Origin of the sequence: Parageobacillus galactosidasius (assembly GCF_002217735.1) — a bacterium.
Taxonomy (GTDB): domain Bacteria; phylum Bacillota; class Bacilli; order Bacillales; family Anoxybacillaceae; genus Parageobacillus_B; species Parageobacillus_B toebii.
Genome location: NZ_NDYL01000002.1, coordinates 1,919,330 through 1,935,126 on the forward strand (window position 1 = coordinate 1,919,330; position 15,797 = coordinate 1,935,126).

Annotated in this window: 19 protein-coding genes; 7 read left to right on the forward strand and 12 right to left on the reverse strand. The window is 44.0% G+C overall.

The genetic code is table 11. From position 1 onward, the window contains the following. Nucleotides 1–8: 8 nt before the first annotated feature. Complete coding sequence (locus B9L23_RS19265) at nt 9–686, reverse strand: site-2 protease family protein (RefSeq protein WP_015865357.1); 678 nt, start codon at nt 684–686, stop codon at nt 9–11. Nucleotides 687–816: 130 nt separating this feature from the next. On the opposite strand from B9L23_RS19265, the gene B9L23_RS19270 reads away from it, so the two are divergent. Next, nucleotides 817–1,002 carry a 2-hydroxymuconate tautomerase gene (locus B9L23_RS19270; protein WP_015865358.1) on the forward strand — a complete coding sequence of 62 codons (186 nt, stop codon included), beginning with the start codon at nt 817–819 and terminating at the stop codon, nt 1,000–1,002. Between the two features lie 117 nt (nt 1,003–1,119). Continuing rightward, entirely contained in the window at nt 1,120–2,421 is a 1,302-nt protein-coding gene (locus tag B9L23_RS19275; RefSeq protein WP_081188516.1) for an NCS2 family permease, read from the forward strand. Between the two features lie 24 nt (nt 2,422–2,445). Here B9L23_RS19275 and B9L23_RS19280 read toward each other — a convergent pair whose 3' ends face one another. The 3 genes from B9L23_RS19280 to B9L23_RS19290 form a co-directional block, all read right to left on the reverse strand. Continuing rightward, nucleotides 2,446–2,964, reverse strand: a complete 519-nt coding sequence (locus B9L23_RS19280; protein ID WP_015865360.1) for a YwgA family protein — start codon at nt 2,962–2,964, stop codon at nt 2,446–2,448. 13 nt (nt 2,965–2,977) lie between these two features. After that, a complete protein-coding gene (locus B9L23_RS19285) occupies nt 2,978–4,279 on the reverse strand; it encodes an HD domain-containing protein (RefSeq protein WP_015865361.1) in 1,302 nt (433 codons plus the stop codon). A gap of 146 nt (nt 4,280–4,425) precedes the next feature. Beyond that, nucleotides 4,426–4,653, reverse strand: a complete 228-nt coding sequence (locus B9L23_RS19290) for a YuzB family protein (protein WP_015865362.1) — start codon at nt 4,651–4,653, stop codon at nt 4,426–4,428. A 266-nt stretch (nt 4,654–4,919) separates the two neighbouring features. Between B9L23_RS19290 and B9L23_RS19295 the strand changes: the two genes are divergently transcribed. Further along, nucleotides 4,920–5,579 (forward strand): RsfA family transcriptional regulator, encoded by a 660-nt coding sequence (locus tag B9L23_RS19295; RefSeq protein WP_015865363.1) that lies wholly within the window; start codon nt 4,920–4,922, stop codon nt 5,577–5,579. Nucleotides 5,580–5,611: 32 nt separating this feature from the next. Here B9L23_RS19295 and lipL read toward each other — a convergent pair whose 3' ends face one another. After that, a complete protein-coding gene (gene lipL, locus B9L23_RS19300; RefSeq protein WP_089098268.1) occupies nt 5,612–6,448 on the reverse strand; it encodes an octanoyl-[GcvH]:protein N-octanoyltransferase in 837 nt (278 codons plus the stop codon). An 83-nt stretch (nt 6,449–6,531) separates the two neighbouring features. Then, the gene (pta, locus tag B9L23_RS19305; RefSeq protein ID WP_062754474.1) at nt 6,532–7,506 is read right to left on the reverse strand and encodes a phosphate acetyltransferase; all 975 of its coding nucleotides are present in this window, start codon (nt 7,504–7,506) and stop codon (nt 6,532–6,534) included. A gap of 202 nt (nt 7,507–7,708) precedes the next feature. Here pta and hemQ point away from each other — a divergent pair, with 202 nt between their 5' ends. The 4 genes from hemQ (at nt 7,709) to B9L23_RS20220 (ending at nt 10,003) form a co-directional block, all read left to right on the forward strand. Beyond that, nucleotides 7,709–8,455, forward strand: coding sequence for a hydrogen peroxide-dependent heme synthase (gene hemQ, locus B9L23_RS19310; RefSeq protein WP_062754476.1), 747 nt, complete (start codon nt 7,709–7,711; stop codon nt 8,453–8,455). A gap of 181 nt (nt 8,456–8,636) precedes the next feature. Continuing rightward, entirely contained in the window at nt 8,637–9,059 is a 423-nt protein-coding gene (locus B9L23_RS19315) for a cell wall hydrolase (protein ID WP_062754478.1), read from the forward strand. Nucleotides 9,060–9,082: 23 nt separating this feature from the next. After that, the gene (gerQ, locus tag B9L23_RS19320; RefSeq protein ID WP_081188520.1) at nt 9,083–9,646 is read left to right on the forward strand and encodes a spore coat protein GerQ; all 564 of its coding nucleotides are present in this window, start codon (nt 9,083–9,085) and stop codon (nt 9,644–9,646) included. Between the two features lie 15 nt (nt 9,647–9,661). Then, nucleotides 9,662–10,003: a UbiA prenyltransferase family protein gene (locus B9L23_RS20220; RefSeq protein WP_141103881.1), complete on the forward strand. Its 342-nt coding sequence runs from the start codon at nt 9,662–9,664 to the stop codon at nt 10,001–10,003. 91 nt (nt 10,004–10,094) lie between these two features. Here the strand turns inward: B9L23_RS20220 and B9L23_RS19325 are convergent, their stop codons facing one another. From B9L23_RS19325 to B9L23_RS19350, 6 genes are all read right to left on the reverse strand, one after another. Beyond that, nucleotides 10,095–10,466 carry a DUF423 domain-containing protein gene (locus B9L23_RS19325; RefSeq protein ID WP_062754481.1) on the reverse strand — a complete coding sequence of 124 codons (372 nt, stop codon included), beginning with the start codon at nt 10,464–10,466 and terminating at the stop codon, nt 10,095–10,097. A 98-nt stretch (nt 10,467–10,564) separates the two neighbouring features. Beyond that, a complete protein-coding gene (locus tag B9L23_RS19330; protein ID WP_073967960.1) occupies nt 10,565–10,825 on the reverse strand; it encodes a YwdI family protein in 261 nt (86 codons plus the stop codon). A 66-nt stretch (nt 10,826–10,891) separates the two neighbouring features. After that, the gene (locus B9L23_RS19335; protein WP_062754483.1) at nt 10,892–11,566 is read right to left on the reverse strand and encodes a uracil-DNA glycosylase; all 675 of its coding nucleotides are present in this window, start codon (nt 11,564–11,566) and stop codon (nt 10,892–10,894) included. Between the two features lie 215 nt (nt 11,567–11,781). Beyond that, on the reverse strand, nt 11,782–13,164 hold the full coding sequence (locus B9L23_RS19340) for a glycine--tRNA ligase (protein ID WP_081188522.1): 1,383 nt from the start codon (nt 13,162–13,164) through the stop codon (nt 11,782–11,784). Between the two features lie 308 nt (nt 13,165–13,472). Continuing rightward, on the reverse strand, nt 13,473–14,294 hold the full coding sequence (locus B9L23_RS19345; protein ID WP_089098269.1) for a glycosyltransferase family 2 protein: 822 nt from the start codon (nt 14,292–14,294) through the stop codon (nt 13,473–13,475). An 89-nt stretch (nt 14,295–14,383) separates the two neighbouring features. After that, nucleotides 14,384–15,580: an MFS transporter gene (locus B9L23_RS19350; protein ID WP_062754487.1), complete on the reverse strand. Its 1,197-nt coding sequence runs from the start codon at nt 15,578–15,580 to the stop codon at nt 14,384–14,386. Nucleotides 15,581–15,797 lie beyond the last annotated feature (217 nt).

Below are 15,797 nucleotides of genomic sequence, written 5' to 3' on the forward strand. Positions count from 1 at the left end.
CGCCTCCTTCACGACTTAAAAAAGAATAATGTAGAAAAAAATGATTGCAAGTTTTCTAATACAAACGGAATCGCCACATGAAAAATCGGCTGTATCGTATAGCGGTCAAGCGGCGTCAACACAAGAATAAGAAAAATAAGCGCTCCATAACTTTCCCACTGCGCCATTTTCGCGCGAATGCCTTGCGGGGCCAAATCCTCGATAATCCGATAACCATCGAGTGGGGGAAATGGAAGCAAGTTAAATACAAACAATACCGTATTTAAGCCAATAAAAATTTGAAAAAATAAATCAAATCCCGCAGCAAACCAATCTGGGATCGCCTGCATAATTCCGAAATAAATCATGCTATACCACACAAGAAAACCAAGGGCGGCAAGCAATAAATTGCTTAAGGGACCTGCAACTGATACAAGAATCCCGGCAAGGCGAGGATGTTTAAAGTGAAAACGATTCACTGGAACAGGTTTTGCCCAGCCAAATCCGGCGAGAAAAATAAGCAATGTACCGAGCAAATCAAGATGGGCAAGCGGCGATAACGTTAATCTTCCTTCGTTTTTTGCCGTTGGGTCTCCGAACTTATAAGCGACATAGGCATGGGCAAATTCGTGAATTGAAAAAGCAATCGCAAGCGTCATAAACACATATGGAATTTCATTAAGCGAATAAGGCAATAATTGTTCCACTTTTTTTAACTCCTTTTTCCATTCATTTATTACTTAAGTATACATGATTTGACAGAAAAAGTGGACTAAAGTTCCATTTTTCATGATATAATAAACGCGACAGATGACCAAAAGGAGGACGGGACGGGCCATGCCTTATGTTACGATCAAAATGCTCGAAGGACGTACGGAAGAGCAGAAAAAGGCGCTTGTCGAAAAAGTAACAGAAGCGGTCGCCGAAACAACAGGCGCCTCAAAAGACAAAATTGTCGTTTTTATTGAAGAAATGTCGAAAAATCATTACGCTATTGGCGGAAAACGTTTGAGCGACGAATAATAAGCATACAGGCAAGGAACTTTTATTATGTTCCTTGCTTTTTTTTATTGCTAATTTTTTTAAAAACGAATATTATTATATATGCATTTAAAAATGTTCGTTTTTTGGAGGTAAACGATGTTTGATTTAACGAAACATAACACGAATTTAAAAACAGAAATCATTGCAGGATTTACGACGTTTTTAACAATGGTATATATCATCGTCGTGAACCCTGTTGTATTATCGGATGCCGGCGTTCCATTTTCCCAAGTGTTCACCGCCACGATTATCGCTACCGTCATCGGAACGCTATGGATGGCGCTGTTTGCGAACTATCCGATCGCAATTGCGCCGGGAATGGGGTTAAACGCATATTTTGCCTACTCCGTTGTTGGTTCGCATGGCAATATTTCCTATGAAGTGGCGTTCTCGGCTGTGTTCGTTGCCGGAATCATTTTCGTCATTTTGTCGCTGACGCCATTTCGCAGCAAGCTGATCGAAGCGATTCCAGAAAACTTAAAACATGGCATTACCGCTGGAATCGGCTTGTTTATCGCATTTATCGGCATGCGCCTCACCGGCATTATCCAAGCGCATCCACAAAACTTAGTCGCGCTAGGGGATTTGCACTCTCCATCGGTCATTCTGACGTTAGTCGGTTTAGCGATTACGCTTGTGCTTATGTCGCTTGGCGTCAACGGCGCGCTCTTTTTCGGGATGGTCATCACCGGAGTGATTGCTTATTTCACCGGACAATTGAAATTTGAAAAAGGCTTCGTTTCTATGCCATCGCTTCCGGAAGGGCTTGTTGTCGCCAATCCGCTTACCGCCATTAGCGATGTCATCCATTACGGATTGTATGCCGTTGTATTTTCCTTTTTGCTTGTGACAATTTTTGACACGACGGGAACGATGATTGGCGTAGCCCAGCAAGCCGGACTGATGAAAGGAAAAACGATGCCGCGCGCCCGTGAAGCATTGCTTTCCGACTCTATCGCAACCACGATCGGAGCAATGTTCGGCACTAGCCCAACATCCGCTTATATCGAATCTTCTTCGGGAGTTGCCGCCGGAGGGCGCACAGGTATTACAGCGTTAACGGTCGCCATATTATTTATATTATCCTCCTTTTTCGGGCCGCTTGTTGGCGCCGTATCCGGCATTTCGGCGATCACAGCTCCAGCGTTAATTATCGTCGGAAGCTTAATGATGGGCAGCATCGCTCACATTCAGTGGGATCAATTAGATGAGGCATTCCCAGCGTTTCTCATTATTTTAAGCATGCCGCTTACTTCCAGCATTGCAACAGGAATCGCGCTCGGCTTTATTTCCTACCCGCTGTTAAAAATCACGCGCGGCAAATGGCGTGAAGTACATCCGCTCGTTTATATCTTTGCCGTCCTCTTCTTCTATCAGCTTGCCTTCCTGCCGCATTAACGCAACAAAAAAACGAAGTCCCGTTCAGGCGTGGACTTCGTTTTTTACTTTGGCGCGCAATTTCTCTATGTACGCATACGCTTGCTCAATTTCTTCTTCCGTATAACGCTGCTTGCTTTTTAATAAAAATACTTTTTCTTTCACTTCATCTTTCGTTAAATGCTCAAAATACAGCACTGTCGATACGAGTTCCAAAAACCGCGAATTTTGTTCATTCATATCTTGCATACATTCTTGTAAATGAGGCATGTCCAACTCGTAGTGGTTTAAAAACTGCTTTCCTGCTTCCGTCAACGTGTAGCGATATTGGAAATAACCGCCCTTTTTCTCTTTTACTTCATGCAAAAATCCTAAATCGCAAAGCTCCTCAACGCGGCATGTCAATTCTTCGGAATACGGTCCATAGAAGTGAAAGTCAAACTTCTCGTAAAATGGAAACTGTAATTTTTTCGCGATGTAAATCATTTTTTGTAGCTTTTTGCGACCAACAATTTCCCCAGCTGCCGCCAACGCCTTCATCACTTTTGCATGCTCTGTGAACACTCCCCGTCATCTCCTAACCCTCTAAAATTTCGATAATTTTTTTCTTGGTTGTCCGCTTCGTTGAAAAATCATAAATGAAATCAGCTGGAAAATATAGCTTATGGTCGGTTCTCCGCTTTCCGGAAATCGCATCGACAAGCACCGATTCCCGTGACAGTTCGCGGAGCTCTCCGTTCGGCATTAACAAGTAAATCGGCAGCCGCTCCCCTTCTTCGCCCGGACGATAAAAATCGTACGGCAAATCGGAAGAAGAATCGACAACTAAGTAATATTCCGGATCAATGCCCGCTTTTTTAAATAAGTTTGTCAGTTCGATCAGCTTTGTCATCTGTTCATTTGTTGGATTAAATTCGACATATTTGAATAAATGACGATTTACAAAACGACGGCATAGGTCGCTTAAAATCGCGTCACGCTCGTCTTGCCATTGCTGGAAATAAAATAATATGACCGCTTCATCAAGCTTTAAATAATCTTGTAAATCTACCTTTCCAGTAAAGAGAGAATAAAAATGAACCGGTTTCGTTTGAAAATTGTATCCTTCTTCATGCAACTTTTTCGCCCGATGCAAAATTTTCGTTAAAATGACTTCGGCACTGCGCGTCACTGGATGAAAATATACTTGCCAATACATTTGATAGCGGCTCATAATATAGTCTTCCACCGCATGCATGCCGCTTCGCTTAATGACCACTTGATCTTCGCGCGGACGCATGACGCGCAAAATCCGTTCCATATCAAAATTGCCATAACTGACACCGGTATAATACGCATCTCTTAACAAATAATCCATTCGGTCGGCGTCAATTTGACCCGAAATTAAGCTGACAACCAGTTTATTCGGATATGTTTTCGCAATGACTTCGGCCACTTTTTTTGGAAAATCCTCTCCTACGCGCCGAAGCACTTCATTTACTTCCGTATCCCCTAAAATAATCGCCTGGGTAAAATCTTCATGATCAAGATGAAATACTTTTTCAAATGAATGGGAAAACGGACCGTGGCCTAAATCGTGCAGCAGGGCCGCACATAAACATAGGAGCCGTTCGCTATGATCCCAATGTTCGCGGCCGACGAACACATCATCAACAATGCGGCGAATAATTTCATAGACTCCAAGCGAATGGTTAAAGCGGCTATGCTCGGCGCCGTGGAACGTCAAATACGTCGTACCGAGCTGTTTAATGCGGCGCAATCGCTGAAATTCCTTCGTTCCGATTAAATCCCAAATGACTTTGTCGCGAACGTGTATATATCGATGAACTGGATCTTTAAATACTTTTTCCTCACTCAGTTGCCCGCCGGGATATACCATGTTATCCCCTCTTTCATTTCTAACATGAATCTATTATAAGCCGTTTCAAATGATAAAAAAATACTTGATTTTTCCTCCTTCACCTATCAGTATTTCCTAAAAATAGAAACAAAAAATCACCTTCTTCTTAAAAAATGAAGGCGATTTTAGCTTTTCTTTAATCTTTCGGCAATTTTTTCAATAAGCTCATCTTCTGTCAGCGCGGAGACTGGACGGTTATTGACAAAGGCAAACGTTTTTTTGCGGCCGGGACCGCAATACGACTGACAGCCAATTTTAATCGTCGCGTTTGGATCCAGCTTTTTCAAACGGGGAATCAACGTTTTTAAATTTGGCGCTTTACAATCGTCACAGACGCGAAATTCATTCGCCATCTCTTGTCACCCTTTCTCTTCGCTTGCCGTGTAGATTAAACTAACGTGTATTCTAACGCTTCTTTTTCACCAATGCAAGTTTATTTGCTTGAAGTCTTGATTCCATTTACTTCCTTATGTTTGTATAACGAAAGTTAGCAAGTTCCTTTTTCGCATAGACAGCAACTCTTGCAAATTTTTATTCACGGAAACTAAAAATAGTATAAAATTTACTATTTTTGTCCATGCTTCTACTAGCAAACAAGAAAAAAGGGGAGTTGAGAATAATGAAACAACGTCAAGATGCATGGACAGAAGAAGATGATTTGCTATTAGCGGAAACGGTGTTGCGGCATGTGCGGGAAGGAAGTACACAGCTTAACGCGTTTGAAGAAGTTGGAGACAAACTAAACCGAACATCAGCCGCCTGCGGATTCCGCTGGAACGCGGTTGTCCGCCGTCGCTATGAGCAAGCATTGCAGCTCGCCAAACGGCAGCGAAAAGAACGGCAGCGCCTTTTAGGAAAACAGCAAGGCGGGAAGAAAAAATTGTTGTACAATCCACCGGTTCCTTCTTTGGAGGAAATAGGAGAACTCGCCCAATTACCAGCTGTTGTATCTCCTTCCAATGAAACAGCGTCGATGACGATCGATCACGTGATTGCCTTTTTACAAACATTAAAAACAACTCACCGCAACCACGAAGCATTAGCAAAAGAAAACGAGCGTTTACGAAAAGAAAATGAAGAAATGCGCGCAAAAAATGAAGAATTAGAAAAGAAAATTGCCAAATTAGAAGAAAACTCTTCCACGATTCAAGAAGATTATGAAACATTAGTAAGAATTATTAATAGAGCCCGCAAACTTGTCTTGCAAGAGGAAGAAGAGCGGCAAACGCTCAAATTCCGAATGGACCAAAACGGAAATCTGGAAAAAATCGCAGAATAAATAATGGCTGCCCGGTTCCATCGAGGCAGCCATTATTGTGTCATCAACGCTTTCTCATTCCGCTTGACGATCCGATCCCAATAATATTCGTATAGCGATAGCTCCTCCCCGGTCAAAGCGGATGAATAAATCTCGCCGCCAAACGATTGCAGCGTGCGAAGCAACAAAAGCATGACCGATGGTATCGTCAAATCCTCGTTTAACAATTCGGAAAGCGATGCCATCGTGCTTGGAACAATCGTCGGGTATACGAACTTCGTCGTTTCTCCTTTTAGTCCAAGCTCATAAAACTGCCGGATTAACTCCGCCCGCGCTGATCCGCTTCCATTTATGCATAAATAAATTTGCACCGCGACTCCACCGCGCACGCGCCGCTGAGAAATACCGGCAAATTTTTTTCCAGCAATGCTTAAATCGTAGCTTCCCGGACAATACGAACCGACGATTTCCCTCGCTTCAATCGTTTTATTGTAAGCCGAAAACATCGCCTGTATAAGCTGCCACATCGCTTCATATCCTTGGTTGATATCAATTGCTTTCGTTGTTTCCGGAAAAATGAGGGATATATTGAGCACCCCTTCATCCAGCACGACGGCAAGCCCCCCAGAATTACGGACAATGACATTGTACTTTTGCGCCTTTAAAAATGACACCGCATCATGCAAATAGGGGAGCTTCGCATCTTGAATCCCCAATACTACCGTATTGTAATGAACCCATGTACGAACGACCGTATCAGACTGTCCCGTTCCTACCGATGTGCAAAGTGTATCATCGATCGCAAACGATTGTTTCGCATCAAACATCGGGCCGAAATTCGACTGATCAATAATGCGCCATTTCGCCTGTTGCAACAATTCGTGGACCATTGCTTTTCTCCTTAACGAAGTAATCTGCCAAAAATTATATCACAATATGAAAAAAGGGTGACCACTTGTCACCCTTTTTTCGATTATAGCGATTGCGCCGCGGTAATGAGCGTAAGCTTGTACACATCTTCCGCATTGCAGCCGCGAGACAGGTCGTTAACAGGCTTATTCAGCCCTTGCAAAATCGGACCGACTGCTTCAAAATTACCGAGACGCTGAGCGATTTTATAACCGATATTTCCCGCTTCTAAGCTTGGGAAGATAAATACATTCGCATCTCCTTGAATGACCGAATCCGGCGCTTTCTTTTTCGCGACAGATGGAACGAACGCCGCGTCGAATTGAAACTCGCCGTCTAACACTAAGTCTGGCGCCATTTCTTTCGCAAGCCGCACCGCTTCGACGACTTTTTCCGTTTCCGGTGATTTCGCCGATCCTTTTGTCGAAAAGCTTAACATCGCCACACGTGGTTCGATATCGAACATTTTTGCGGTGTTGGCGCTCTCTACAGCAATTTCCGCTAAATCTTGGCTGTCTGGCGCAATGTTAATCGCGCAATCGGCAAACACGTACTTCTCGTCACCGCGCACCATAATAAATACGCCTGACGTTTTGCGGATGCCTGGTTTCGTTTTAATAATTTGCAATGCAGGTCTTACTGTATCGGCAGTCGAATGTGCCGCACCGCTTACAAGCCCATGCGCTTTATCCATGTACACAAGCATGGTGCCAAAGTAATTTTCATCGAGAAGCATTTCCCGCGCCGCTTCTTCTGTCACTTTTCCGTTGCGGCGTTCGACAAACGCTTTGACAAGCTCGTCCATTCCCTCGTATTGATGCGGGTCGATGATTTCGACATTCGGAAGGGTCAATCCAAGCTCACTTGCTTTTTGTTTTACCGCTTCCTCGTTGCCGATCACAATCGGTGTGACAACTTGTTCATTGGCCAGACGGCTTACCGCAGTTAAAATACGCTCATCAAGACCTTCCGGAAACACAATTTTCCGTTGTTTTCCTACTACTTTTTCTTTTAAGGCAGAAAATAAATCGCTACTCACGAATAATCCTCCTCAATATAAAAAATCCCCATATACTAGGATACTCTTATTATGTAGAAACGCAACCAATTTAAGCACTTGCAATGAATAGTCGATTTATTAAAATAATTCAGTTTACTGGCTTCCACATGCGACATTCGCGTTTTTTTTGGCTAAACTATGGTATAGTAGAACTGTAAATTACATATAAGGAGTGAATATAATGAGTGAAGCTGCACAAACACTCGATGGTTGGTATTGTCTTCATGATTTCCGCTCGATCGATTGGAGCGCTTGGAAAACGTTAACGAGTGATGAGCGTGAAGCAGCGATTCGTGAGTTTTTATCTTTAGTCGAAAAATGGCAGGAAACAGAAGATAAAAAAGAAGGCAGTCACGCGATTTATACGATCGTCGGTCAAAAGGCAGATATTATGTTTATGATTTTACGTCCGACGATCGAAGAATTAAATGAAATCGAAACGGCGCTAAACAAAACAAAACTGGCTGAATTTTTGGTGCCGGCCTATTCATATGTTTCTGTTGTCGAGCTAAGCAACTACTTAGCCTCCGGCGACGAGGATCCTTATCAAATTCCGGAAGTACGCCGCCGCCTCTATCCAATTTTGCCGAAAACGAAACATGTTTGCTTCTATCCTATGGACAAGCGTCGTCAAGGCAATGACAACTGGTATATGCTTTCCATGGAAGAACGCCGCAATTTAATGCGCGCCCATGGTCTGACAGGTCGAAAATATGCCGGCAAAGTGACGCAAATTATCACTGGCTCCGTCGGTTTAGATGACTTTGAATGGGGCGTTACATTATTCTCTGATGACGCATTGCAATTTAAAAAGCTTGTTTATGAGATGCGTTTTGACGAGGTCAGTGCCCGCTACGGGGAATTTGGATCGTTCTTTGTTGGAAATCGTTTAACAGTAGAAAAAGTACCGGTATTTTTACACGTGTAACCTCGATGGGGATGCATCAAGCATCCCCGATTTTTTTTTGGACAATCTCCGTTTTTTCTGTCATATACCGTTTTTCTTCCCCATAAATATAAAATCAGAAATTCGTTTATAAATTTGTCACCATTTCTCGCTTCCGCAATAGCCTATTATTGTCGAGAAAAAAGACAATTGAGGTGACGACATGGCTGTTGTGGCACATACAGAGGAAGACGTAAGACTGCTGGCAAGACTGATGCGAGCAGAAGCAGAAGGTGACGGAAGACTTGGCATGTTAATGGTAGGAAACGTCGGAGTGAACCGCTGCATTGCCGATTGCCTTGACTTTCGAGGGATACGCACCATCCGTCAAATGGTGTTTCAAAGCCCGGGTGGCTTTGAAGCAGTTCAAAAGGGCTATTTCTACCAAAGAGCAAGAGACATCGACATTCAATTAGCCCGTCAAGTGATTCGCGGCTGGCGATACCATCCTGCGACAAACGCGCTTTGGTTTTTTAAACCAGCGGGAGAATGTCCAGCGCAGTGGTTCAACCAATGGAACGTCGGTCGTTATAAGTCGCATTGTTTTTATGCGCCATCACGTAGTGATTGCCCAAGAGTATATTAAATTTTCATAGAGGAGGTTCCCCTATGTCCAATAATTCATATGAAAATGCGTATAACCCGCTAGAAGATGAGCGTCAACAACCGTATCAACCTTATCAATTTTATCAACCTTATCAGCAGTATCCATATGGATATATGTACCCACAAACCTACTATCCAATGGCTTATCCATACTACCAACAACCGATGACAGCGTACCAACAGCCAATGATGGCGCCAACTTCTGAATTTGGTTTGCAGGCGCCTTCTTTCGCGGCCCAAACACCGACAATGGCAAGCCAGCCGTCTATCCCTGGCATGCTGCCAATCGAACAGTCTTACATTGAAAACATTTTGCGCCTCAATAAAGGAAAACTCGTTACCGTATATATGACGTTTGAAAACAACCGCGAGTGGAACGCAAAAATATTCCGCGGAACCATCGAAGCGGCGGGGCGCGACCATTTAATCTTGAGAGACCCGCAAACGGAAATGCGCTACTTATTGCCGATGATTTACCTTGATTATATTACGTTTGACGGGGAAATTGCCTACGAATATCCGTTTACTGGGGCGACAGCGCAATTGAGCAGCTATTCCCCGCGATAACCGCAAAAAATAAGGTTGCTAGCGGCAACCTTATTTTTTTATGCCATCCCACGCCGCGCCGACATGTTTGCGGCGATATTTCGTCGCACCTTGGCGATCGTTCTTGGACGCGCGGGCGCTGTACATCTTCTTTCCGTTATACTCACTCTCGCCTACTTGTCCATGATTAGTTTGATCGCTTTTCATATCGTTCCATGGACAGCGGGAGCGGCCTTGCTCGCTCTACCGCTAGCCATTCGGCTTCGCTGGTGTTTCCGCCATGGGGCCGAACGGATGGATGAAATTATCGGCATGAAATGGGCGGCCTGGCATCACTGGGTCTTCGGATTGCTCTTTGTTTTTGGCATATCCCTGTAAACGAACGTCAGAAAAACTTTCGGTCATTTGCCACCCGCAAAGAACTGTTTATATTCCAAAAAATAAGGAGCGCTTCATGGAACCGCTCCTTTCAACTTATTTTCATTGCCGCATAACCGATCAGCACCCACGCGATTAAAAAGGCAACGCCACCAAATGGGGTGATCATCCCAAGCGGTTTGATTTGCGTCACGCTTAACACATATAAGCTTCCGGAAAAAAGGACAATGCCAATAAACATAATCCAGCCAGCTGTTGTCAATAGGCTGATATTCGGAAACTTACCAAGCAATAGACCAACGACAAACAAGCCGAGTGCGTGGAACATTTGATATTGCACGCCCGTTTTCCATATTTCTAAGTAACGGTCCGGAATTTTTCCTTCTAACCCATGCGCTCCGAACGCCCCGAGCGCAACCGCTAAAAATGCATTGATCGCTCCAAGGAGCACAAACATTTTCATTGATCTCCGTCCCCTCATGAACAATTTTTCATCACTATGATAACGTATTTCCACACAAAAGAAAACGATATGGGCAGATTGACTATTCTTTTGCTTACTTAAAAATCGAATAACGATGGACCGTTTGCATCATCTCCGATTTCGATTCGCTCCCCTTTCCCTTGTGAGATGGAAAGCGGAGGCACCTCAACGGAAGAAGCGACTGGCATTTCCTTTTCTTTCCCTTCTTCCAACACTAAATCACAAAGGGCGCGAACAACGGCAATATGCTCACGTAAACGTTGCGGACTAGCAGCCGTCTTCGCCTGCCGCAGCTGTTCCTCCATTTTCATTAAAATAGTTGTGATCGGTATATTCAACTCCTTCACTCCTATCTACATAAAATCGCGCTGAACTCCTAGCGCTGTCATCTCTTCCCGCTCGTTTTAAATATTTTCAATCTGCCAATCAATCGGTTCACGCCCCACTTTTTGCAAAAAAGCATTTGTCCGCGAAAACGGGCGATGCCCAAAAAAGCCGCGCGCAGCGGAAAACGGGCTTGGATGTGGCGCTTCAATAATGTAATGATGCGGATTGGTAATCAGTTCTTTTTTCGCTTGCGCATGCCGCCCCCACAAAAGAAAGACAACGGGATCTTGTTTTTCATTGACAAGCTCAATCACGCGGTCCGTAAAAAATTCCCATCCTTTTCCTTTATGTGAATTCGCTTGCCCGCGCCGTACGGTTAATACGGTGTTTAACAATAATACTCCTTGCTTTGCCCACTTTACTAAATAACCGTTGTTCGGAATGTAGCAACCTAAATCGTCATGAAGCTCTTTAAAAATATTGACTAGCGACGGCGGCAGCGGAACCCCTGGTTTGACAGAAAAACTCAACCCGTGCGCCTGTCCCGGTCCGTGATACGGATCTTGTCCTAAAAGCACCACTTTCACCTGTGCATACGGTGTATAATGAAGTGCATTAAAAATATCATACATATCCGGATAAATCGTTTTCGTGCGATATTCCTCTTTTAAAAACTCACGCAACTTTATGTAGTACGGCTTATGAAACTCTTCTTCGAGCAATGGAGCCCAGTCATTTTTTAAAATTGCCATACCCCCATAACTCCTTTTCATTTGTTCATCATTAATGTATCACAACTCATTTTATTATTAAATTGTTCAGCGAGAAACTGAAATAGCCAAATGAACAGCGCCACATATTCGAATTCGTTGCAGATGAAACCAATGATGTTTAAGCGTTTGCCAATCGTCTTCAGCTTGTCGATAAACTGAGAGCGCCTTATCCATAAAGGCGCTCTCCTTCCAAATTAAAATTGAGTTTTTTCTTCTAAAAAGCTTTTTAACTCTGAAATCGGGATTCGCACTTGCTCCATTGTGTCGCGGTCGCGCACCGTCACCATGCCGTCTTGTTCGGAATCGAAATCGTACGTAATACAGAACGGTGTACCAATTTCATCTTGACGGCGATAACGTTTGCCGATCGAACCAGACTCGTCATAGTCCACCATGAAATATTTCGATAGGTCTTCATAAATGCGGCGCGCGCCTTCCGATAGTTTTTTCGACAGCGGAAAGACAGCTGCTTTATAAGGAGCTAGCGCCGGATGCAGACGCATCACTGTCCGTGTCGTACCGTCTTCCAGCTCCTCTTCATCGTAGGCGTCAATCATGAACGCAAGCGTCACGCGGTCCGCCCCAAGAGATGGCTCAATGCAATAAGGGATATAACGTTCGTTCGTGTCTTGGTCAATATATCGGAAATCTTCGCCGGAATATTCCATATGTTGTCTTAAATCATAATCCGTACGTGACGCAATTCCCCATAGCTCGCCCCAGCCAAACGGGAATTTGTATTCAATATCGGTTGTGGCGTTGCTGTAGTGCGACAATTCTTCTTTCGTATGGTCGCGAAGACGGATGTTTTCCGGCTTCATGCCTAATGACAACAGCCATTGCTTGCAAAACTGTTTCCAATAATCAAACCATTCTAGCTCCTCACCAGGTTTACAGAAAAATTCTAACTCCATTTGCTCGAATTCGCGGGTACGGAACGTAAAGTTTCCTGGCGTAATTTCATTGCGGAAGCTTTTGCCGATTTGTGCGATGCCGAACGGCAGTTTTTTTCGCATCGTACGCTGGACGTTTTTAAAGTTCACGAAAATGCCTTGCGCCGTTTCCGGGCGGAGATAAATTTCGTTTGCACTTGATTCCGTTACTCCTTGATATGTTTTAAACATTAAATTAAATTGACGAATGTTCGTAAAATCATGGCTGCCGCATTCTGGGCAGGCGATGTTATGCTCTTTAATGAGCTCTTCCATTTTTTCGAACGGAAGACCATCAACGATCATTTCGATTCCTTTTTCTTCCAACGCATTTTCGATCAGCTTGTCAGCGCGGTGACGAGCTTTGCATTGTTTACAATCAATCATTGGGTCATTGAAGTTGCCTAAATGGCCGGATGCTTCCCACGTTTTTGGATTCATTAAAATCGCCGCGTCCAAACCGACGTTATAAGGTGATTCTTGAACGAACTTTTTCCACCATGCCCGCTTAATGTTGTTTTTTAATTCCGTTCCTAATGGGCCGTAATCCCATGTGTTTGCTAAGCCGCCGTAAATTTCTGAACCTGGAAATACAAAGCCGCGATGTTTTGCATGAGCAACAATTTGCTCCATTGTCACTGACATAACTGTTTCCTCCTTTACTGTTTTCTTTAGACATACAAAAACGCTCTCGCCACTAGGCCTTATGCCTAGGGACGAGAGCGTGACTCCCGCGGTTCCACCCTAGTTGATGCGACCTGCGCATCCACTTTTTCAGGAAAGTAACTCCGGACTGCCGTTTCATTAACCATCTTCGCCAGGCTTCCACCGTCCCCGGCTCGCTATGGAAGAGAGGGCTAACTACTATCGATCCATCATCGCTACAGCATATTCCATTTTGCTAATTATAATAGCAAAATCAAAAAACGCTCGTCAATGGCCAACACCATTTTTTAAACATGTTTTAAACGACACAGTCTTGATATTATCGGTGTTCCATCCCAAACAATCTTGCTTTTTGCTCTTCGTTTTTTCACTTCCGGCTCATCAAGCAGCAACCAAAAGTTTTTCATCGGCAAATTTCCAAGCCCATGCTTTTCGCTTAACCGATTTAAGTACATTTGTCGTTTTTCGCTCATCTGTCGCGACAAGTTGTCTCCATCATTGGAAAAAGCGTACAATACGCTCGCGACCGCGACACGCTTGATGCGAAACGCCTCGGATACGCGTAAAAAAAAGTCCCAATCCCAATAATGGTGAACATTCGGATCAAAATAACCGAGGTGATCATGAATCGATTTTCGGTATAAACTCCCGGATGGAACGTATGTAGAAAATCTCCGCATCGCTTCCCGGTCATATTCATAAGCGAATAAGAAGCGGTCTGTCGGGATACGCTGTCCGTTTTCGATTCGATAATGGAAAATTTCTACATCTGAATAAACGAAGTCCACATCGGCAATTTCCGCAACCATTTGCTCTATATGACAAGGAAGCAATATATCGTCATCATCGCAAAGCATAATGAGTTCCCCTTTTGCCGCTTTAACGCCGATATTTCTCGCCTCGACATGTCCGACATTGTCGCGGCAATGGATGAGATGGACGCGCAACTCTGGATATAACGCGACAATATCATCAACACGCTCGCCACCATCATTTACAACGATCACTTCAAAATAACGATATGTCTGTCTGTTTAATGATTCTAATAATTCCGCAAGCGGATACAGACGATTATAGGTGGGAACGACAACCGATACAAAGGGACGCAAAGTCCGCTCACCGCCTCTCTTTTTCTCCCCACAAAAAAGAAGGAGCAATTACCCTTAAGGTATAAGCTCCTCCCCCTTTTTGTCAACCGCTATGCCAATTCCTGTTGCTTCGTTTCTTTTCCTAACACCCATACCGCAATAACGCCAATGAAAATAGAAATACAGAAAATCAGAAAAATCGTTGTAATCGTAATATGTCTATTGACAAGATAGCCGACGAAAAGCGGTCCTAAAATGCCGCCGATGCGTCCAAATGACGCCGCCATCCCAGCTCCCGTGCCGCGAATCGAAGTCGGGTAAAGCTCTGGAGTATAGGCGTATAACGCTCCCCATGCGCCAAGGTTAAAAAACGATAGTAAAATGCCAAAGGTCATGAGCAGTGCAAGCGAATCCGCGTTGCCAAAGAAATAGGCACTAACGGCCGTACCAATCAAATACGTGATGAGCACAAATTTCCGACCCGCTCGTTCAATAAGCCATGCGGCGCTAAAATAGCCAGGCAATTGCGCCAGCGTCATAATCAAGACATACTCGAAGCTTTTAATTAAGCTAAACCCTTTCATGACCATTACGCTTGGCAGCCATAAAAACATACCGTAGTAAGAAAATACGACGCAAAACCAAAGCACCCAAAGCATGAACGTTTCTTTCCGGTAAGAAGACGACCAAACCTTGACGATGTTGTCCCATACGGTTTCTTCTTTGCGCGCACTTGTAAACCTTGGCGAATCAGGCAATCCCCATCGTAAATATAGGGCGTATAACGCCGGAATCGCCGCAAGCAATAGCGCTGTTTGCCAACCGTATGTTGGAATGACAAAATATGAAATTAACGCGGATAACAACCAGCCGACTGCCCAAAAGCTTTCCAGCAGCACAACAGCTTTTCCACGTTCTTGCGCCGGCACGCTTTCCGATACAAGCGTCGAAGCAACCGGCAGTTCTCCGCCCAACCCCATGCCTATGAGAAACCGTAAAACTAAAAACGCCGTCAATGTCGTCGTTAAGGCAGATAGTCCGCTTCCGATCGAGAATAATAATAGTGTAATAATAAACACGTTTTTTCTGCCGATGCGGTCGGCCAACAATCCGAATAACAGCGCGCCAACTGCCATACCGATGGAGTTGATGCTGCCGATCCATCCCATTTGTTCGACACTTAAGTTCCAATCTTTTTGCAACGCCGCGATAATAAACGACAGCATGCCAACATCCATCGCGTCAAACATCCAGCCAAGCCCGGCAACTCCTAACAGCTTTCGTTGCGAAATCGTTTGTTGAATCATGTAAATCCTCCTATTTTTACAAGTGTAAAGACACCTTTTACATCATTATAGGGGGTTTTGGCTGCTTATTCAATAATCGATTTTTTGTTTGCTGATAGAAATACATAAGTTATATGTTTTTTAATATGATGTTCTGTATGAGCAAGAATATTCCCCATCCTCCTATTCCAAGCACAACGGATAATATAAATGAAAAAGAGGATAAGCCATTGACTTA

Bases quoted from the DNA above. Each gene is read 5' to 3' on its own strand.
- B9L23_RS19285 (WP_015865361.1), bottom strand. From the start codon at position 4,279: ATGGTATATCCCGGCGGGCAACTGAGTGAGGAAAAAGTATTTAAAGAT.
- B9L23_RS19315 (WP_062754478.1), top strand. From the start codon at position 8,637: ATGGCTGTTGTGGCACATACAGAGGAAGACGTAAGACTGCTGGCAAGA.
- B9L23_RS19350 (WP_062754487.1), bottom strand. From the start codon at position 15,580: ATGATTCAACAAACGATTTCGCAACGAAAGCTGTTAGGAGTTGCCGGG.
- B9L23_RS19290 (WP_015865362.1), bottom strand. From the start codon at position 4,653: ATGGCGAATGAATTTCGCGTCTGTGACGATTGTAAAGCGCCAAATTTA.
- B9L23_RS19340 (WP_081188522.1), bottom strand. From the start codon at position 13,164: ATGTCAGTGACAATGGAGCAAATTGTTGCTCATGCAAAACATCGCGGC.
- B9L23_RS19295 (WP_015865363.1), top strand. From the start codon at position 4,920: ATGAAACAACGTCAAGATGCATGGACAGAAGAAGATGATTTGCTATTA.
- B9L23_RS19270 (WP_015865358.1), top strand. From the start codon at position 817: ATGCCTTATGTTACGATCAAAATGCTCGAAGGACGTACGGAAGAGCAG.
- hemQ (WP_062754476.1), top strand. From the start codon at position 7,709: ATGAGTGAAGCTGCACAAACACTCGATGGTTGGTATTGTCTTCATGAT.
- B9L23_RS19335 (WP_062754483.1), bottom strand. From the start codon at position 11,566: ATGGCAATTTTAAAAAATGACTGGGCTCCATTGCTCGAAGAAGAGTTT.
- gerQ (WP_081188520.1), top strand. From the start codon at position 9,083: ATGTCCAATAATTCATATGAAAATGCGTATAACCCGCTAGAAGATGAG.
- B9L23_RS19325 (WP_062754481.1), bottom strand. From the start codon at position 10,466: ATGAAAATGTTTGTGCTCCTTGGAGCGATCAATGCATTTTTAGCGGTT.
- B9L23_RS19275 (WP_081188516.1), top strand. From the start codon at position 1,120: ATGTTTGATTTAACGAAACATAACACGAATTTAAAAACAGAAATCATT.
- lipL (WP_089098268.1), bottom strand. From the start codon at position 6,448: ATGGTCCACGAATTGTTGCAACAGGCGAAATGGCGCATTATTGATCAG.